The sequence below is a fragment of the Streptomyces fradiae ATCC 10745 = DSM 40063 genome (assembly GCF_008704425.1).
Lineage (GTDB): Bacteria > Actinomycetota > Actinomycetes > Streptomycetales > Streptomycetaceae > Streptomyces > Streptomyces fradiae.
In genome coordinates this window covers 4,459,045-4,476,654 of sequence record NZ_CP023696.1, presented here as the reverse complement: position 1 = coordinate 4,476,654, position 17,610 = coordinate 4,459,045, and the positions used below count along the sequence as shown (strand labels likewise).

Here is a 17,610-nt window from a genome sequence, read left to right as displayed (position 1 = left end):
GTGCGCCGCGACCGGCCGTGCGTCCGTGCGCCATGACCGGCCGTGCGCCGGTGCGCGCCTCGCGGCGCCGGTACGGCGGAGCCGTGTCCGAAGCCGTGGCGCCGGGTCAGCGCGCGGGCTCTCCGATGCGCTCCACCCAGTAGAGCTGCCGCTGCCCGTGGGCGTCGAGGCTGTCCGCGACCTTCTGCGCCTCGTCGCGCGTCGCGTACCGGCCGACCCGGTAGTGGTTGCCGTTGTCGTCCTGCCGGATGACCTGCCAGAGAAGTGTCGTACCGCTGTCGGGCATCACGCAGTTCCCCCCGCCCGGTCGCCTGTGTCCAAGGATTCCGTCGAAACCCCAATCCGCATATGCCTGAGCTTACGCCTGACCTTTACGGACCGGATACGCGTTTGCACAAGGAGATACGGATCCGGCCAGGAACCGCGAAGAAACAGGGGCGCACTCCTTCGAGTGCGCCCCCCGTGGGCGCCGTCGCGCCGGGCCCGCCCGGCACCCCGCGGCTCAGCGGCCCTGCGGCCCCGCGGCTTCACGGAGCAGCGGCTCAGCGGACGGGCAGGTGGTAGGCGACCCGGAAGCGGTCGGCGGGGACCACCACGTCGGCGGTCTCCACCGCCCGGCCCGACGCGAAGAACGTACGCTCCACGACCATCACCACATGGCCCGGCACCCCGCCGAGCGCCAGCAGCTCCTCCGCGAGGCCGGGCCGGGCCCCGACCTCCTCCACCACGTTGTCCACGACGACGTCGATGGCGGCCATGCGCTCCACCACCCCGCAGCCCCCGAGGGGACCCTCCTCGGGCAGCATGACGGGCGTGCGGCCCGTGAGGGCGAGCGGCTCCCAGGAGGTGGAGAGCATCACCGGCTCGCCGCCCTCCCGGAAGACGTACCGGGTGCGCATCACGGGGTCGCCCGCGGCGATGCCCAGGCGCGCGGCGACCGGGGCGGGCGCCCGCTCACGCTCGCTGCCCGACTCCCAGGTGCCGCGCGCGTCCCCGTCGGCCTGCTCCTGCCGGAACGGCGTCACCGGCCCGTGCGCCGGCCGGTACCCGGAGCGGGCGATCCGGCGCGGCCGGGGGCGCTCCCGCACATACGTGCCGGAGCCCGAGCGGCCCTCGACCAGCCCCTCGGCCATCAGGACCTTCCGGGCCTCCAGGGCCACGGTGTCCGAGACGCCGTACTCCTCCCGGATGCGGGCCTGGGAGGGGAGCCGGGTGTGCGGCGGCAGCGAGCCGTTGACGATCTTCTTGCGGAGATCGCTCGCCACACGCAGATAGGCGGGCTGCTCACCGAATGCCACGGGCCACTCCCATCAGGTTGACGGACAGCGACAGCGTGGCAACCCGGAGTTCCCCCCCGCAAGCGCGGGCCAGAAGTTCACTCGTAGTGATGAACGCTGGTCTGCTCGGGCCTTACCGCGGGTACCGTCGGGTGAGGCCGCCGACGGACGGGCCGGCGTCCTCAGCCGGCCGGCTCGGGTTCCGGGGCCTTGGTGGACAGCTTCAGCGCGGCGCGCGCGTCCTTGCCGAGGTCGAGCGGCAGGGCGTCGTACCCGGGCTCGTAGTGCGTCCAGAAGGCGTCGGCGTCGACGGCGTCGGCGGCCTTCCGCCAGTGGCCGCGGGCCTTCTCCAGCGACGTGACGACGTCCGCGACGGGCGCGGCGGAGGCGCCGGGGAAGGTGTGGCCCTTGAGCCGGCCGGCGGCGCCGTCGAGGGCCTTCGCCACCGAGCCGGCCCAGGCGGTGTTGGCGTCGAAGTCGGCGTCCGGGTCCGCCTCGGGCTCCTTCAGGAGCACGGCCTCCACCGCGTTCACCGCCGTCAGGTAGGCGAGCTGGTGGGCGTCGAGCGTGGTGGCGTCGGCGCGCAGCGAGCCGGTCAGTTTGCCCTTCTCGGCGGCGTACGCGCACGTCACCGTGCGGTCCTTCTGCAGCTTCCAGCTGTCCTCGGTGGGGTGGTAGTAGAACGTGACCGCGTTCTCCGGGACGGCCCAGTGGTCGAGGGAGTACCGCTCGCCGATCGTGAGGCAGCGCTCCTCGGCCTGCTTCTCGATGGCCGGGACGCCGGGGTAGGCGTCGCCGGTGAGCTGGAAGGCGCCGGTCACCTCGGCGTCGTGCGGCTTCGCGCAGTCGACGTCCTTGACCGTCATGACCTCCGTCTCGGCCGTGGCGCCGCCCGGCTGGTCGAAGCAGTCGCCGGTGCGCAGGCTGAAGGCGGAGTCGGTGCTGGCCACCTCGTCCTTCACCTTGCGCGCGCCGTCCGCCAGTTCCGAGAAGGCGCCCGTGGCGAAGCCGGCGGCGACCAGCAGGGTGCTGACCAGCGACAGGGCCATGCCCGCGACGGCCAGGCCCTTGCCGCGCTGGCCCTTGCGCCTGATGGCCGGCAGTGCGAGCGCGCCGAGGACGAGCCCGAGCGGCGGCACGAGGCAGACGATGCCGGTGACGAGGGACGCGACGGCGAGTCCGTTGGTGGTGGCCGGGGGCTGCGGCGCCCCGTAGGCCGGGGGCACCGGCGGATGGGGCTGCGGCGGCTGCGGCGCGGGCCAGCCCTGCGGGGACGATGACACGGGGGCGCTACTCCTGTCGGAGGACGAACAAACGTATGAGAGGCGCGCATCGTACGCGGTGCGGGCGGCCCGGCTCGACGCGGCCCCCGGCGGCGGGGGGACGGCCCCTCACACGCGCGCGGGGCGGTCGCCGGAGACCGGCGACCGCCCCTGTGGGTTCCTCCGCGCAACCTGCCGGTGGAGCCCCTGTCGGATCAGATCCGCGGACGCGTCAGAACTGCAGCGCCCACGCGTCGATCCGGCCCGTGTCGTAGCGGTAGTTGTCGGTGACGCGCAGCTTCCAGGTGCCGTTGGCGGCCTCGGAGGAGGCGTCCACGGTGTACGTGGTGTTGATGTTGTCGGCGCTGCCGCCCGTGCCGTAGTCCTTCAGCAGGTAGGCCGTGCCGTCGGGGGCGACGAGCTGGACGCGCAGGTCGCCGATGTAGGTGTGGAGGATGTTCACCTCGACCTTGAGGGCGCTCGGGGCGTTGCCGGAGACGCCGGTGACGGTGACCGGGGACTCGACGGTGGCGAGGTCGTTGATCGGGAAGTCGGCGGTGTTCTCGAACCGGTCGCCCGGCGGGGGCGTGGTGCCGCCGTCCCCGACGTACAGCAGGCGGTTCGGGGAGCCGGTGCCCGGGTTGGTGACGACGCCGGTGGTGGCGGAGGAGGTCAGCGCCGTGGCGACCTGGTCCGGGGTGGCGCTGGGGTTGTTGGCCAGGTACAGCGCCGCCGCGCCCGCCACGTGCGGGGAGGCCATCGAGGTACCGGAGATCGTGCTGGTGGCGGTGTCGCTGTTGTTCCACGCCGACGTGATGGAGGAGCCCGGCGCGAAGATGTCGACGACGCTGCCGTAGTTGGAGAAGCTGGAGCGGGCGTCGGTGTTGGTGGTGGAGCCGACCGTGATGGCCTCGGTGACCCGGGCCGGCGACTTGGTCGAGGCGTTGGTGTTCTCGTTGCCGGCCGCGACGGCGTAGGTGACGCCGGACGCGATGGAGTTGCGGACGGCGGCGTCGAGCGTGCTGTCCGCGCCTCCGCCCAGGCTCATGTTGGCGACGGCCGGCTTGACGGCGTTGCGGGTGACCCAGTCGATGCCCGCGACGACGCCGGCGGTGGTGCCGGAGCCGTTGTTGTCGAGGACGCGGACGGCGACGATCTTGGCCTTCTTGGCGACGCCGTAGGCGCCGCCCGCGACGGTGCCGGCGACGTGGGTGCCGTGGCCGTGGCCGTCCTGGGCGGTGTTGTCGTTGTCGACGGCGTCGTAGCCGTAGGAGGCCCGGCCGCCGAAGTCGCTGTGGGTGATGCGTACGCCGGTGTCGATCACATACGCGGTGACGCCCTCGCCGCCCGGGTCGGGGTACGTGTAGCTCCGGTCGAGCGGCAGGCTCCGCTGGTCGATCCGGTCGAGGCCCCAGGTCGGGTTCGGCTGGGTGCCCTGGATGGTGAAGACGCGGTCCTGGACCACGGACTCGACGGCCGGGTCGGCGGCCAGCTTCTTCGCCTGCGCCTCGGAGAGGGAGACGGCGTAGCCGTTGAGCGCGGCGGTGTACGTCTTCTTGATCTTCGCACCGTACTTGGCGGCCACCGCCTTGCCGGACGAGGCGTCCGAGTCGGCGGCGGACTCGTCGAGGGTCACGATGTAGCTGCCCTGGACGGCGTTGGGGGCGCCCGCGTACTGGATGACGCCCTCGGCCGCCGGCCCGGCTGCGGCGGCCGGGTGGACGGAGAGGGTGCCGAGGGTGAGCGCGGCGACGGCTATGGCGCTGGCGGCCACGGCTCTGCGGCGCGAGGTACGCATCACTGACATGTGAGGGGTCCTCCTCATAGGTGGTGCGCTGATGTGAGGGATGTTTAGGCAGGTGCATGACAACCCCTGATGCATGCACGCACGGCGGAGCGCACCGCGCGGGTGGCGCGGCGCCGACCGCTTGGCCTGCCAGCGAAAGGTTGGCCGATCCATAGGAATCCCACAAGGGTGCTGAACAGTCGTTAACAGGTGTGCCACACAACTGAAATGCTGTCCCGCATGCCTGAAGCCACCTCCTACGTCTGCCCCGTGTGCGAAGCCCGATCTTCCACTTCCTCGCTGACCTGGTGCTGCCCGCGCTGCCGCGGCCCGTGGGACCTGGACTTCACCGCCGCGCCCACCGCGCTGGACACGCTGGCCGGACGGGTGGACTCGCTGTGGCGCTACGCGGAGGCGCTGCCCCTCTCGCAGCCGCGCGTCTCGCTCGGCGAGGGGCGCACCCCGCTGGTGCGGCTGGCGGACGGGGTCTCGGCGAAGCTGGACTACCTGATGCCGACGCTGTCGTTCAAGGACCGGGGCGCCGCGGTCCTCGTCGAGCTGGCGCGGCGCCTGGGCCCGGAGCGGGTGGTCGCGGACAGCAGCGGCAACGCGGGCACGGCGTTCGCCGCGTACTGCGCGCGGGCGGGCCTGCCGTGCGCGGTGTACGTGCCGGAGGGCACGGCGCCGAAGAAGCTGGAGCAGATCCGGGCGTACGGGGCGCGGCCCGAGGTCGTGCCGGGCGGCCGGGTGGCGGCGGCGCGCGCGGCGCGCTCCGCGGCGGACGAGCCGGGCGTCTTCTACGCGTCGCACGTGTTCAACCCGTACTTCCTGCACGGCACCAAGACGTACGTGTACGAGCTGTGGGAGGACCTCGGGGGCCGGCTGCCGGACACGCTCGTCCTGCCGGTCGGCAACGGCACGCTCCTGCTGGGCGCCGCCCTGGCGGTGGCGGAGCTCCGGGCGGCGGGCCTGGTGGAGCGGCGCCCCGCGCTGGTGGCGGTGCAGGCGGAGCCGGTGGCGCCCCTGGCGCGGGCCTTCGCGGCGGGCGCGGCGGACGCGGAGCCCGTACCGGCCGCGCCGACCCTCGCGGAGGGCATCGCCATCCCGGCCCCGCCGCGTGCCCGCCAGATCCTGCGGGCGGTACGGGAGTCGGGCGGCGCGTTCCGCACGGTCACCGACGCGCGGCTGCGCGCCGCCCAGCGCGACCTGGCGCGGCGCGGCCTGTTCGTGGAGCCGACGGCGGCGGCCTGCTGGGCGGCGGTGACGGCGAGCCCGCCGCCCGGCGAGACGGTGCTCCCGCTCTGCGGCGCGGGCGCGAAGACGGGCCTGGCCCCCTGAGCCGGCCCCCCCGGCCGCTCTCCCCGCAGGCGGGCCGCGACCTGCATGCCTCTACTCCTCCCATCACCCTCGGGCAACCCATTCCGCAGTGCACCACCCATACGGGTGAACCTCAGGCTCGACGCACCACCCGCCGACGGCGCCCCGCCGCCGGTCCTGGCCCCGCAACCACCAACACGCACTTCACACCCACTCTTTCGAGTGAAAGCGCAGGCCATTCGCGATCACTAGCATCGCTTGCGAGCGGGCCATGCAATTGCATGACGGGGTCCCCCGCGGCTCCCGCCACGGCTTGAGCGCCGTCCCGCCCGGAGGTACCGACCAAGAGCCGACCAAGAGCACCGTCAGACAGGGAGGGTGGGTCCACCATGCAGGACTTCACGAACGGCATGCCGGCCGGCCTCATCACCACTCCGTGGGTGAAGAGCCGCCTCAGCGAGGCCAACGGCCAGTGCGTCGAGCTGACGCGCCCCCGCGAGGGCTACATCGCGGTACGGAACTCCACGGACCCCGAGGGGCCCGCGCTCCTCTTCACCGCCGCCGAGCTGGCCGCCTTCCTCGACGGGGCGAAGAACGGCGAGTTCGACTTCTTCACGGCGGCCCCGTCCGCGGCGAACTAGCGCGCCACGCAAGCCGCTTCGAGGGACGCCCCGCGCACACGCGTGCCATCATGAGGCATATGACAAGCCCGTGAAGGAGACGCCGGTGTCCTCGGAGCCGATCCCCATCATCCGCCGGCCCCGGCGCGTTGCCGGGTCCGGCGGATCCAGTACGGCGGCCTTGATCATGCTGGGCCTCGCGGCCAAGGAGCTGCGGGAGCGCGCGGGCCTCACCCAGACCGCCCTGGCGAAGGCCATACACGTGTCCAACTCGACCATCTGCCGCCTGGAGGCGGCGAGGGCCGAGAACCCTCCGGAGCGGCGCACGGTCGAAGCGGTGCTGGCCCACCTGCGTGCGAGCCCCGAGAAGCGGGCCGAGATGCTGTCGCTGCTGTCCAGGGCCCTGGAGCCCGAGTGGTACCAGCACCGCTACAGCGACTGCACCCCCGACCACCTGCGCCGGCTGCTCGGCCTGGAGTCGATGGCGATCAGCCTCACCACGTACGAGGCGCGGCTGGTCCCCGGCCTGCTGCAGTCACCCGGCTACACCCGCTGCGTCGTCCTGACCGGCCTCCACCTGCGCGAGTGGGACTCCCCCGAGGTGGAGTCGCGGCTCGCCCAGCGCAGGGAGCGCCAGGCCCGCGTCCTCGGACAGGACGACCCGCCCCGGTGCGTCTTCCTGATGGACGAGTCCGTCCTGTACCGGCGGGTGGGCGCCGACGAGGTGATGCGCGAGCAGATGGAGCACCTGCGGGAGCTCGCCGCCCGCCCGCACATCACCGTCCGGTTCGTGCTGCTCGACCGCATGATCGCGGGCAACGCCGGCACGATGGCCGGGTCGATGACCCACCTCGTCTTCGGCCGCGGCAGCCTGCCCGACCTGGTGTACGTCGAGGGGTACGAGAAGGCCGACTACCACAGCAAGCCCACCCGGAGCGCGGAGGAGCGGGCGCGGCCGTGGCCGGTCAAGGAGAACGAGTTCGAGCGGCACCTGCAGCTGCTCCTGCGGCTCCAGGGCGAGGCGTGCGCGTCCCCGGCCAAGAGCCGGCTCATGCTGGACGACGCCGTCCGGCGCTACGCGTAGCGGCTCCGGCCTGGCCCCGGCCCCGGCCCCACGGCTCCCGGCGCCGGACCGGCCGCCACGGCTCCCCCGCGCGGGGCGCCAGGCTCCCCGCGTCGGGCGCCAGCGCTTCCGGCGCCAGGCCGGCCTCGCGGCCTAGCGCCGGTCGGGCACGCGCCCCAGTCCGCCGTACTCGGTCCACTCGATGCTGCGGCGGCGCTGCTGGAGCTCGGAGTCGGGCCGCCAGTCGGTCACGTCCACGAGGCCGGGCTCCTCCACGACGAGGCCGTCGAAGATCTCGTCGACGTCCGCCCGCTCCCGGACGCGCCCCCAGTTGCCGTGCGTCTGGACCCGCATGAGTTCGGTGACGCCGTCACGGACCCGCTTGTCGTCGCTGACGAGCTGGCAGACGACGGCGAAGCTGCCGGGGACGAGCCGGCCGACCACCCGCTGCACCAGCTCCTTGGGTCCGGCGCTGTCCGGCAGGCAGTGGAGCACGGAGATGAACAGGGCGGCGACCGGTCGCGTGAAGTCGATGAGGCGGTCGACCTCCTCGTGCACGAAGATCGTGTCGGTGTCCGTCATGTCCACCGAGAGGATCGCCGTGTTGTCGTTCTCGTCCAGGAGCGACTGGCCGAGCGCCAGGACCACGGGGTCGTTGTCGATGTAGACGACGTGGGCGTCGGGGTCGACCTCCTGGGCGATCTGGTGCACGTTGCGCTGCGTCGGCAGGCCCGAGCCGAAGTCGATGAACTGCCGGATGCCGTGCTCCTCGGCGAGGACGCGGACCACCCGCTGGAGGAACCAGCGGTTGTTCAGCGCGAGCTCCCGCGACGTGGGCGCCACGTCGAGGAGCATCTGGCAGGCCTCCTGGTCGACCTCGTAGTTGTTGCTGCCGCCCAGCAGCCAGTCGTACATCCGAGCCGCACTCGGAACCGACAGGTCGACATGCTTGCGCTCCACCAACGGACGCTCCCCCTGGCCGAGTTGGGCCTCTCCCAACTGGAGTCGCCCATCCTAGGCAGGCGGCTCCCGGCACACCACCGCCGACGGCGGCAAGGGCGCCGCGGGCGGCCCGGGGCCCCCGCCCGAAGCCCCCGTCCGGGGCCGCCGTCAGCCCGGTACGCCGTCGGCCAGATGGGGCAGGGCGCGGCGGGCGATCCCGAGCCCCGCCTTCACCGCGGGCGGTTCGAGGCCCATCAGCTCGGCGGCCTCGCCCACGCGGAGCCCGAGGTGCCGGCAGAGCACGACGCTGTCGACGCTGGCCTCGGGCAGCCGGTCGTACAGGACGGCCATGTCGGCGTCGCGGGGCACCGTCTCCTCGCAGCCGCAGCGCACCTGGAAGCGGAGCTCCTCCCAGACGTCGGCCGCGGGGGACGGCTGGCTCAGCAGCCACGTCCAGTTCCTCCGGGCGTACGTGAGCGTGGCGCCCACGACGGACGCCGCCCGCGCGTCGGCGGCCAGCCGGGCCTCCGCGTAGCGGGTGTAGCGCGGGCGGTTGCGCTCGGCGAAGGCGGAGTACCCGAGATCGGCGGCGGCGAGCGCGGGCCTGGGCGGGGCGTGGCAGGTCACGGGCGCGTCGACCTCCGTCCGAGCGGCGGGCAGGGCCATGCGGGCTCCTCAGGCGCGCGGGGCCGCTGCGCCGGCCCCTGTCCGGGACACCGCGCGAGGCGGCGTGAGCGGATGCCCGGGGTGCCCGCGGCGCGACGGCGGGCGGCCCCCCGCGTGGACGACGGGCGGACTGGTACGGTGCACGCACCCGGCGGGCAGCGGTCGGCGCCCTCGGCGAATCGGCTCGAGCATGGTGTGTCTGCCTTCGATCTGAACCGCCCCCGGGAACCGTGGTGGTGCACTCCCCCGGGCGGGCCCTCCGTCGAGGACCCGAAGCGAAAGTACCGCGCCCCCGGGACGAACCGGCCCCCTCCAACGGCCCATGCAAAGTCATTCTTGTCGTACTGAACCAAACGATCAGAACCGATCCAAAAGGCCCCCCACCCGATCACCCGCGCTCACACCTCTGTACGCACGGAACCCTCGGCACTCTTGTGCGCATGACGCGGCCACCACCCATGGGGGCCATCCGCGAGGGCGTCGAAGCGGAATGCTCGCGGGCCGGTCCCGCCCTGCGGCGGAACCGCCTTTCGGATTGCCGCCCGACACCCGCGGGCGCCGGTGCGCGGTTCGGGCTCAGTCGACGGCACCCGGTTCCACGACCCACTCGGCTCGGAGACCGCAGACAGAGGCAATCATGTCGAAGTCACCGTCGTAGTGCAGGACCGTGGCCCGGTGCCGCTCGGCGGTCGCCGCGATGAGGACGTCGGCGAGGGACAGCGCCCGGTGGAAACCGGCGCTCAGCGCCAGGGTCTGGATCTCGAGCGCCCGCTCGAACTCCGCGTCATTACAGGGCAGGTAGTCGAATCCGCGGAGCAGGGTGCGCAGCCGCAGCGCCTCGGGCTTTCCGCGCGCCGAGTACAGAACCTCGTACTCGGTCGGTGCGCATACCGCCAAGAGCCCATCGCGGTCCAAGGCGTCCAGGCGCGCCCGCACCGCCGGCCTGTTCCGGCGGGCCAGCGCGGACTTGTCGATGAGGTAGCGCCCCTTCACGCCGCCGAGGCCCTGCCTTCACGCTTCAGGGAGCCGTCCGGATTCCGCGGCCCCGTCTGCGAGCGGATCTCCGCGAACACATCGTCGAACTCGCCGTCGTCCATGGCGTCGAACAACTCACGGCGCAACCGCAGCTTCACCCCCTCCTCCATGGCCGCCCGCACCGCGGCGGCCTTCGTCTTCACCCCGTACACCCGCATCGCCTGCTCGACGATCTCCTCGTCCAGATCGATCACAGTCCTGGCCATCAGCCACCTCCACCGTCCGACGACACCGTGACGATATCAAATGCGACGCCATAACGACATCGAAATCGGACGAGGGGAGGGAGCCGCGAAGTGCCACCGGGACCTCCGGCTGTGGCACCGACACGGAGGTCGGCGACATCCACGTGAGTCCATCGCTCCAGTGCGGCAACGACGAAGGGGTCGACTCCCGGAGGAGTCGACCCCTTCTGACCTGACGTTCGAAGGTCAGCCAGGCGCAGTGCGCGCATGGTCACACGTTGAAGCGGAATGCCTGCGGGCTGATCCTGACCTGCGGCGGAGCCCCCTGCATGCGCCTGACCTGGGATTTCCTCGTTGGCATACGTTGGCTCCCGACGGCCGTTTACGGGTGTCCTGCGGACTGGCTGCGGACCGGCCGGGCGGGCGGAGGCCGAGAAATCCATGGCGCACCGGCGGGAGCGGCAAGGAGACTGCCCAGGTGAGCGACCGCTACCCCTGCCCATGCTGCGGGCACCGCGTACTGGGCGCGATGCCCGGCTCGTACGAGATCTGCCCCGTCTGCTTCTGGGAGGACGACGGGGTCCAGTTCCGATGGCCGGCCATGAGCGGCGGGGCGAACAAGGTCTCCCTGATAGAGGCCCAGCGGAACTACCAGGACTTCGGCGCCTGCGATGAGCACGGCCGGCGGTTCGTCCGCCCGCCGGCCGAGGACGAGCCGCTCGACCCAGCCTGGCGCCCCATCGATCTGACCCGGGACTCCTTCGAGGACTGGGCGGCCGTGCGCCGCGCCCCGTGGCCCGACGACCGCTCGGTGCTCTGCTGGTGGCTGCCCACCTTCTGGCGTCGGGGCCACCCATGACCGCCCACATCGAGAGACTCATCCAGCAGCTCGACGACTCGACCGGCCCGTCCTACGACGCCCGCGCGGAACTGATCGGCATCGGCTCCGACGCCATCCCCGCCCTCATCGACGGACTGCCCTCCCTCGGCGGCTTGGGGCAGCTGACCGCCATCGAGGTCTTCGAAGAGGTGGCGGACCCACGCTGCGGCCCCGCGCTGATCGCCCTCCTGGGCAGCGACGACTCCACCGTCTGGGAATGGGCGGCGATGGCACTGGCGAGCCTGAAGATCGACGGCGCGGTCGAGGCCGTGCGCCGCGCCTACCGCGCCTGCCTGGAACGGGCGACGCCACCGGACTGGAGCGAGCTGGAAGGCATCCGCTGGGCCCTGACCGAACTCGGCGCACGCACCCCCGTCGTCCCACCGCTCACCGCGCGCCTACGAGCCACCGCTGCGGACGACGCCCCCGGCTGGCCCTCGGCCCACTTCACCGAGATCATCAACGACCTGGCCGACCACGCCCAGGTGATCCTCTACTCCCAGTTCTGGCGGGTGGACGCCGGCGGCACGTACGGCGTCTCCGGCCCCGACCTTGGCTGGGAACTCGACTGGACCGCGCCCTGGGAGCACCTGGTCGAGGAGTCCCGCACCTGGTCCCCCCTGGAAGCCTCCGAAGCCCCCGTCGGCGACGACATCTTCGTCGCCCCCACCTGGATCGACCGCACCGACCTGCACCCGGAGAGGTGACCAATGCCGTCCCGGCATCCCGAGGGGATCGACTACGGCTACGTCATCGAGGGCTCAGGGTGACAACTGACAGCCGTGACGACGAACGACTTAACCTCGAAGTTTCGTGACGGGCCGCCGACGGAGTCGGTGGCCCGTTTTCGTGCCGTGAGCTGAGGGTGGGCAGGCTGAGGGCCCGAGTGCCGTCTCGGGGTGGCGCCGGGTTCCACTGCTCCGGGTGGTGAAGGGTTGTCGTAGGGATGGGTGAATCCGTTGGTCAGCCAGGATTCGGCAGGAGTGCGAGCCGTTCGAGTGCGGCGGTGATGTGGCCGGTCCAGGGCCAGTGCCGGGCCAGGCGGAGGATCCGCCGGCGGCCGGTGGTGACGAATTGTCCGGCTGCGGTGAACAGGCGGAGCCGCAGGCGGCGGGGCTCCCAGAGCCTGGCATTGCCGGTGAGCGCGAGCATGGGCATCCAGGCCAGCAGGTCGAGGGCGATCTGGACGATCTCGAGCCAGATCTTGTTCTGGGCCGTGGTGTGGAGGGGCAGGTTGCGCAGGCCGGTGGCCCGGGCAGCCCGGATCCTGTCCTCCGCCCGGGCCCGTAGCCGGTGACGGAGCTCGAGTTCGGCGATCGGCCGACCGGCGGTGTTGGTCGCGAAGCACGTGATCCGCATGCCGTCCGCGTCCGTGATCCTCAACTGGGCGCCGGGGTGCGGCCGTTCCTTTCGGACGATCAGCCGCATGCCCTTGGGCCAGCCGTCCAGCAGCTTGCCAGTGAGCTCGGCGACCCAAGCCCCGTCACGGACCTCACCATTGGTCTCGACGGCCGCTGTCCAGGCCGATGCGGGGACTTGCAGCACGTGCTCATGGATCGCCTCGGTGACCGTCATGCCGACCGAGTAGGACAGCCATCGTCCTCGCCGGGCGAGCCAGGACACGAAGTCGTGAGTGCCGCCGGCGGAGTCCGTGCGGATCAGCGTCTGCCGCCCCCGCCGGTACTTCTTCGGTAGCTGGGCCAGGGCGAACTGGGCGGTGGTGATGTGGTCCGCTGCCGTGTTCGAGCCCGCGTTCCCCGGCCTGAGGAGGGCGGCGACCGGCTCGCCGGTTCCGCCCGGTCCGTGGTCGACGAAGGCCGTCAGCGGATGGTGGCCGTAGGTCTTCTTCCAGGTCGCGGCCGCGTCCTCCTTGTCGGAGTGCGCGATCACGAGGACGCCGTCAAGATCGATGACGACCTGCCCGCCGGTGTCCGGGGCATTCTCACCGGCCAACGACCAGACACGGTCACGGACTTCGGAGCGTGCGGACCGGATCGCCTGCAAAGCTTTCTCACCGGAGGCGGCGAGGGTGTCGATCAGGCGGGAGACGGTCGGGTCGGAAGCGACCGGACCGAAGACGGCCGGCTCGGCCCGCAGCACGGCGACATCCGCGAGGCAGTCCCCGCCCAGTGCGACCGCCAGGGCGACATCCAGGAGGACCTTCCCGGGATCGTGGACGGCCCGCGGCTTGCGCCACGGCGTCAGCGCTGCCGATATGACCTGGTCAAGACCGGTCTTGCGGACCGTTTCGACGAGCAGGACCGCCCCAGCCCGGGAGACGACCTGGCGACCGTCGCCATGGACGCGGACACGGGGATAGAACCCGATAGAGTGCTTCACCTGGGAAGTGCCTCCGGCGGTGGCAGGAACAAGGACCTCGACAATCCTCATTCTTGCTGGTCAGAGGCACTTTCTGCTTTCCTGACCGCCTGCCGGACAACCCGCTTCATGAAAGCGCGAGGTTAAACCGGAATTCCGGGGCCCCGTGGCTGAAGCTTCTTGAGGAACGGCTCGTAGGTATCAGCGACGGACATGAACTGGTGGTTTCCGCGACAGAACCTCTTACCTTCCACGATAATCTGGAGAATCAAAGTCTGATTATCCAGGAACGCCTGAGAATCGAGGGTCTCGGCACACGCCTCCAGCCATCTGCTGCCTTCACGGGCCAGGATCGTGTAACTGTGTGGAGCGTCTCCGCCGCGTTCGCGAGTGACGGCGTAGAGCTCCTGGATAGCATTGACGGCTGCCTTTTCGAGATCGTGTTTGCGTGGCGCCTTGGCCGCCGCCTTCAGGTCGATCGCGCTACTGGTGGTTCGCACGAAGGTGTCCTGCTCTCCTCCGTCACATCCCTTGGCACTCAGCAAGTGGTTGCGGGCGATGCCGAGATCTCCGTTCTCCAGCTCAAACTGCCCCCGCTGCAGCCAGTAGTGCCGATCGTCCTGAAGTGAGGGGAGCACCCTGTCGTAGATATTCCGCACGGATTGGACCGGGAGCTTCAGGTCGTTCATCAGCGAATGGCTAAGCAGCTTGATCATCGCTCTGCGCAAGGGATGGTCGTTGTCCTGGATGTTGCATGCCCTCGCCGCGTAGAAGACGAGCAAAAACTCCACCACCGAGGACAGTCGCTCGACGTTGTTCCTGAGCACCGAATCGACCACGGTGTCAGCGATGGCGCGCTGCCGGCACCGGACTCGGCCGTCACCAGACCGCATGAGTATCCCCATCCCGACAAGTCTCGAGACGGCCTCGCGGAGGCTGCGTGTGGGCGCCTCGCCGCCGGCGATGATCAACAGCAGATCTTCTTCGTCGATGCCGCGCTGCTTGTAGACGAGCGCGGATTCGAAGAGGCAGACGGTAGCGTACGCCGCCCGCTCCGCCTCGCCCAACTGCTGGAACTCGCTGCGGACCTTCTCCTCGAAGTCCTTGCCGGTCACCACCTTGATCATCGCTGCGAGCAGGCCCCGCTCGCAGATCGTGCGCATCGCGTTGAGACGCTGAGGCGGCAAGCGATGCTTCTTCAGCTCACCCAGCAGTCCCTGCTTCTTCAGTGCCTTGATGAGGTTCTTCAGATCCGCGTCGGTGAGAGGCTCGTCGGATCGCAAGGTGGTGGGATCGAACGTGGCGTCCAGGACGGAGTGACGGGTCGTGCGGATGGCGGCGACCACCGCAGTCTCGCCGCCTTTGTTCAGGGTCTTGAGCATCGTCGCCGCCTGGCCGCCGAACATGTCGACGTCATCGACGAACACGGCCCCGATGTGCTGTTCCAGAACTTGGTCCTCGATGGTCCGGCGCGGCACCGAGGCGTCGCGGTCCACCCAGCACACCTTCTCGCCCCGCACGTGGAAGCGGTACGCACACTGCATCAGTGCCGTCGTCTTGCCCGAGCCGGCGCTTCCCTTAAGCAGGACAATGGGTGCCCGGCCACTCTGATCACGCTGCGCCGCCTTCTCCAGCGCGTCCACCATCGACAGGTCGGCGGCGACGTTGTGGACGATGTCGCCCCACGTGGGCTCACTGCCCTCCAGAAAGGCACGGCCTCCCTTCGGCACATCCGCGATCAAAGACGCCACCTGCACGGCTCCAGTGCCCCTGCGTTCGCCCGCGTGCGACTGCGAGAGCGACTGCATTCCCTCAATCAGATCTCCGTGACCGGGGTTCAGTCTCCGGGTCGCGAAATCGAAAGGGGCCTCCTGAATGTGCCTCAGCCCTGCGCGCCGTAGCCTGGGGCGGTTGGCGTCGGAGCCCGCGGGAGTGACGATGAAACCCGGGTAACCACCACCTGATCCGGACAGTCTGTCGGTCAGCGCGATCGTGTCCCACAGCGCCGGGCTGTCGGGAGACAGTGCCATGAACAGCACCGGACGATTGAGCAGTTCGGTCTGGAACTGCCGGCGCCACAAGCTGCGGGGATCGCTGTCCTGCGTCGACACCGTCCCGAAGTCGTATCCCCCCGCCTCGCCCACCGTTCCGTTCATGGACACGACTTCGATGACGTTCTTCTTCTTCCCGGGCACCTCCTGGGCCCCATTGACAAGGGCGACGGTGTCGGCGAGTTGCGGATCTCGACCAACAGCGACGGCGAAGGTGTCGGACCCCGTGAAATCGTAGATGCGCCACCAGGGAGACTTCAGCACACGGTGTGCCGCTCGAGGATTCGCGCCGGGTGGGCATAGCAGCGCCTTGGCCTGCTGCTCGAGTTGACCTGTGGACAGCTCCTCGCGGGCGGCGTCCCAGGTTTCCGCGAGTGACGGCAGAGGCGAAGGGGTGGAGCCATACACCAGCCGGGCGAGCCGTTCGTTCAGCTCGTCCGTCCCCAGAACCGCGCTGTCGGCTTCGGGCCCGGAAACCAGCACCAGCACCATGCGCCCGGTGGAAGCCTGCTGGTAGAAGTCCTTAATCAGCGCCGCTTCGTCGGTTTCCTCCGGTACGCGGTCCCGGTTCGTCGGCGCGGGCGCGGTCACTGATGCTGAAGAACCTCGCGACAACAGGGGAACGGGGCGGCCCGCTTCGACGTCCGCTACTTCGAGGCCCTGGTCACGGAAGTCCACCCGGAGTAGCCGGTGCACCTGCCCAGGGGCCCGGGACACGACCTGCCAGCCGCCGCCCGCCTCCCCCTCTCCGGCCAGGGCGAGCACGGGCGTGGAGATGCCAGAGACATCGGGGAGAATGCACGTGTGGCCGGCAAGGAGGACTGTCAGCGCCTTGTCCTCGGCCCAAGCCGAGAAGTCCGTGCCGACCGCGCGGTTCAGCTGCTCGTCGTAGCAACCCGCCAAAGTCACCGGAGCGTCCTCGGCGACCATGCGGAAGACCGTGTTGACCGTGACCAGGCCGATGTGCTGGCTCTCCAGGTCGATGCTCGACGCCGCATCACCGACCAGCACGCCGGTGTGCACCCAGGAACCGGGCTGGCGAATGCGACTCTGCCATCCTTCGAACCCGCCGAAGACATCGGTCCTCAGCGGCTGCGCCACCTCCTCATCAAGGTCACCGCGCCAGAAGTCGTCGGCGTAACCGTCCCACATGTCCGTCAGAGCGCGACGGACCAGGGTCCGGCGCCCGGCCCCGTCCGTACGGCGGTCACCCAATCCGGGGGCCGCGAGGACCACCGGCATGGCGTTCGGTGCATGGCCCATGCACTCCAGCATCAGTGTGTCGACCAGGTCCCGGGCGGCCTGGTATCCGCCCCCAGGCAACTCCCCGCGGGTGCCGAGGACGAACAGCCCGTCCAGATGCTTCCCCGAGTCATGGAGGCTTCGCAGATCCCGGACGACAGCCTCCACGGTGCGATCGAACGCCTCCGTGGGTCCGGGCACGGGACCCACACAGAGAATGTGTGCCGAGGTTTCCCGCTCAGCCATCGCCCAACCTCACTCCCTTGACCGCAGACCGGGGGATCCGTAGGGAATCACCCTGTCCCTCACACGTGCCCTTCTCGGGCTTCACCTCGATGAACTGTGCGGTCAGCGACCCCTTGACGACCTTGCCCGAAATACGGTCGAGCCCCGAGCCACACAGAGCGATCAGTGTCGTCCGATAGGACGGGTCGACGACAACGGTCCCCGCGACGGACTCTTCCTCAGGCCCCAACAGCACCCCAAGGGCGAACGTGACAACGCTCATGAAAACCGCCGTCGCGGCGACCCAGTTGGCCCGCGCCTGACGTTTGTCGATCTCCCGGGCTTCGTGGTTGGCCTTGTCCAGGACCCTCTTGACCAGTGCCTCACGGGTCTTGACGAAACCGGGTCCCGGGGCGTCCACCACGGGCAACGCGACCGCGCTCATGTAGAGCAGAGCCGCGATCAGCCACAGCGCGACCGCGATGACCGCAGCGACCTGGGTCGGCTTGCCCCGATCCGCCAGGGTCGTGAACGTCAGGGCGGCAAAGAGGCCTCCGGCGAACAGGGTGATGGTGGACTGTGCCGCTTGCGCCCTGAGCCGTGCGTTGAAGCCCGACTGAACCCGCTGCGCGTAATAGGCCTCGGTCACCGGCGCGGTTACTGCGTCAAGTACGCGTTCATAGTCCGCCGATTGCGCCTGAGCGCCTCCCAAGCGAACCTCCCCCATGGATCTTGGCGTG

Annotated in this window: 16 protein-coding genes; 5 read left to right on the top strand and 11 right to left on the bottom strand. The window is 70.5% G+C overall.

Annotated elements, in window-relative coordinates:
* Positions 1-106: 106 nt before the first annotated feature.
* The 4 genes from CP974_RS20155 to CP974_RS20140 form a co-directional block, all read right to left on the bottom strand.
* Positions 107-286 (bottom strand): SPOR domain-containing protein, encoded by a 180-nt coding sequence (locus CP974_RS20155; RefSeq protein WP_031128861.1) that lies wholly within the window; start codon positions 284-286, stop codon positions 107-109.
* A 256-nt stretch (positions 287-542) separates the two neighbouring features.
* Positions 543-1,298 (bottom strand): GntR family transcriptional regulator, encoded by a 756-nt coding sequence (locus tag CP974_RS20150; RefSeq protein WP_031128863.1) that lies wholly within the window; start codon positions 1,296-1,298, stop codon positions 543-545.
* A 161-nt stretch (positions 1,299-1,459) separates the two neighbouring features.
* The gene (locus tag CP974_RS20145) at positions 1,460-2,560 is read right to left on the bottom strand and encodes a DUF4190 domain-containing protein (RefSeq protein WP_031128865.1); all 1,101 of its coding nucleotides are present in this window, start codon (positions 2,558-2,560) and stop codon (positions 1,460-1,462) included.
* 211 nt (positions 2,561-2,771) lie between these two features.
* On the bottom strand, positions 2,772-4,346 hold the full coding sequence (locus CP974_RS20140) for a S8 family peptidase (RefSeq protein WP_031128867.1): 1,575 nt from the start codon (positions 4,344-4,346) through the stop codon (positions 2,772-2,774).
* A 219-nt stretch (positions 4,347-4,565) separates the two neighbouring features.
* Between CP974_RS20140 and CP974_RS20135 the strand changes: the two genes are divergently transcribed.
* From CP974_RS20135 to CP974_RS20125, 3 genes are all read left to right on the top strand, one after another.
* Positions 4,566-5,663 (top strand): threonine synthase, encoded by a 1,098-nt coding sequence (locus tag CP974_RS20135; RefSeq protein WP_224354480.1) that lies wholly within the window; start codon positions 4,566-4,568, stop codon positions 5,661-5,663.
* Between the two features lie 368 nt (positions 5,664-6,031).
* Positions 6,032-6,283 carry a DUF397 domain-containing protein gene (locus CP974_RS20130; RefSeq protein WP_031128870.1) on the top strand — a complete coding sequence of 84 codons (252 nt, stop codon included), beginning with the start codon at positions 6,032-6,034 and terminating at the stop codon, positions 6,281-6,283.
* 166 nt (positions 6,284-6,449) lie between these two features.
* A complete protein-coding gene (locus CP974_RS20125) occupies positions 6,450-7,346 on the top strand; it encodes a helix-turn-helix domain-containing protein (RefSeq protein ID WP_143660437.1) in 897 nt (298 codons plus the stop codon).
* 132 nt (positions 7,347-7,478) lie between these two features.
* Here the strand turns inward: CP974_RS20125 and CP974_RS20120 are convergent, their stop codons facing one another.
* From CP974_RS20120 to CP974_RS20105, 4 genes are all read right to left on the bottom strand, one after another.
* On the bottom strand, positions 7,479-8,285 hold the full coding sequence (locus tag CP974_RS20120) for an SAM-dependent methyltransferase (RefSeq protein ID WP_031128873.1): 807 nt from the start codon (positions 8,283-8,285) through the stop codon (positions 7,479-7,481).
* Between the two features lie 150 nt (positions 8,286-8,435).
* Positions 8,436-8,933, bottom strand: a complete 498-nt coding sequence (locus CP974_RS20115) for a hypothetical protein (protein WP_150485837.1) — start codon at positions 8,931-8,933, stop codon at positions 8,436-8,438.
* 576 nt (positions 8,934-9,509) lie between these two features.
* Entirely contained in the window at positions 9,510-9,926 is a 417-nt protein-coding gene (locus tag CP974_RS20110) for a PIN domain nuclease (protein WP_031128876.1), read from the bottom strand.
* Positions 9,923-10,174, bottom strand: coding sequence for a type II toxin-antitoxin system VapB family antitoxin (locus CP974_RS20105; RefSeq protein ID WP_031128878.1), 252 nt, complete (start codon positions 10,172-10,174; stop codon positions 9,923-9,925). The genes CP974_RS20110 and CP974_RS20105 overlap by 4 nt, the downstream gene beginning before the upstream one ends.
* A 457-nt stretch (positions 10,175-10,631) precedes the next feature.
* Here CP974_RS20105 and CP974_RS20100 point away from each other — a divergent pair, with 457 nt between their 5' ends.
* A complete protein-coding gene (locus CP974_RS20100; RefSeq protein ID WP_031128879.1) occupies positions 10,632-11,012 on the top strand; it encodes a CPCC family cysteine-rich protein in 381 nt (126 codons plus the stop codon).
* Positions 11,009-11,740, top strand: coding sequence for a HEAT repeat domain-containing protein (locus tag CP974_RS20095; protein WP_031128881.1), 732 nt, complete (start codon positions 11,009-11,011; stop codon positions 11,738-11,740). The genes CP974_RS20100 and CP974_RS20095 overlap by 4 nt, the downstream gene beginning before the upstream one ends.
* Before the next feature lie 256 nt (positions 11,741-11,996).
* On the opposite strand, the gene CP974_RS20090 is transcribed toward CP974_RS20095, so the two are convergent.
* From CP974_RS20090 to CP974_RS20080, 3 genes are all read right to left on the bottom strand, one after another.
* Positions 11,997-13,373: an IS1380 family transposase gene (locus CP974_RS20090; RefSeq protein ID WP_031128882.1), complete on the bottom strand. Its 1,377-nt coding sequence runs from the start codon at positions 13,371-13,373 to the stop codon at positions 11,997-11,999.
* Between the two features lie 122 nt (positions 13,374-13,495).
* Positions 13,496-16,891 carry a P-loop NTPase gene (locus CP974_RS20085; RefSeq protein ID WP_085921369.1) on the bottom strand — a complete coding sequence of 1,132 codons (3,396 nt, stop codon included), beginning with the start codon at positions 16,889-16,891 and terminating at the stop codon, positions 13,496-13,498.
* Complete coding sequence (locus CP974_RS20080) at positions 16,884-17,519, bottom strand: hypothetical protein (RefSeq protein WP_031128885.1); 636 nt, start codon at positions 17,517-17,519, stop codon at positions 16,884-16,886. Before CP974_RS20080 ends, CP974_RS20085 begins: the two co-directional genes overlap by 8 nt.
* Positions 17,520-17,610 lie beyond the last annotated feature (91 nt).

Bases quoted from the DNA above. Each gene is read 5' to 3' on its own strand.
- CP974_RS20155 (WP_031128861.1), bottom strand. From the start codon at position 286: ATGCCCGACAGCGGTACGACACTTCTCTGGCAGGTCATCCGGCAGGAC.
- CP974_RS20140 (WP_031128867.1), bottom strand. From the start codon at position 4,346: ATGTCAGTGATGCGTACCTCGCGCCGCAGAGCCGTGGCCGCCAGCGCC.
- CP974_RS20135 (WP_224354480.1), top strand. From the start codon at position 4,566: ATGCCTGAAGCCACCTCCTACGTCTGCCCCGTGTGCGAAGCCCGATCT.
- CP974_RS20130 (WP_031128870.1), top strand. From the start codon at position 6,032: ATGCAGGACTTCACGAACGGCATGCCGGCCGGCCTCATCACCACTCCG.
- CP974_RS20125 (WP_143660437.1), top strand. From the start codon at position 6,450: ATGCTGGGCCTCGCGGCCAAGGAGCTGCGGGAGCGCGCGGGCCTCACC.
- CP974_RS20115 (WP_150485837.1), bottom strand. From the start codon at position 8,933: ATGGCCCTGCCCGCCGCTCGGACGGAGGTCGACGCGCCCGTGACCTGC.
- CP974_RS20105 (WP_031128878.1), bottom strand. From the start codon at position 10,174: ATGGCCAGGACTGTGATCGATCTGGACGAGGAGATCGTCGAGCAGGCG.
- CP974_RS20095 (WP_031128881.1), top strand. From the start codon at position 11,009: ATGACCGCCCACATCGAGAGACTCATCCAGCAGCTCGACGACTCGACC.
- CP974_RS20085 (WP_085921369.1), bottom strand. From the start codon at position 16,891: ATGGCTGAGCGGGAAACCTCGGCACACATTCTCTGTGTGGGTCCCGTG.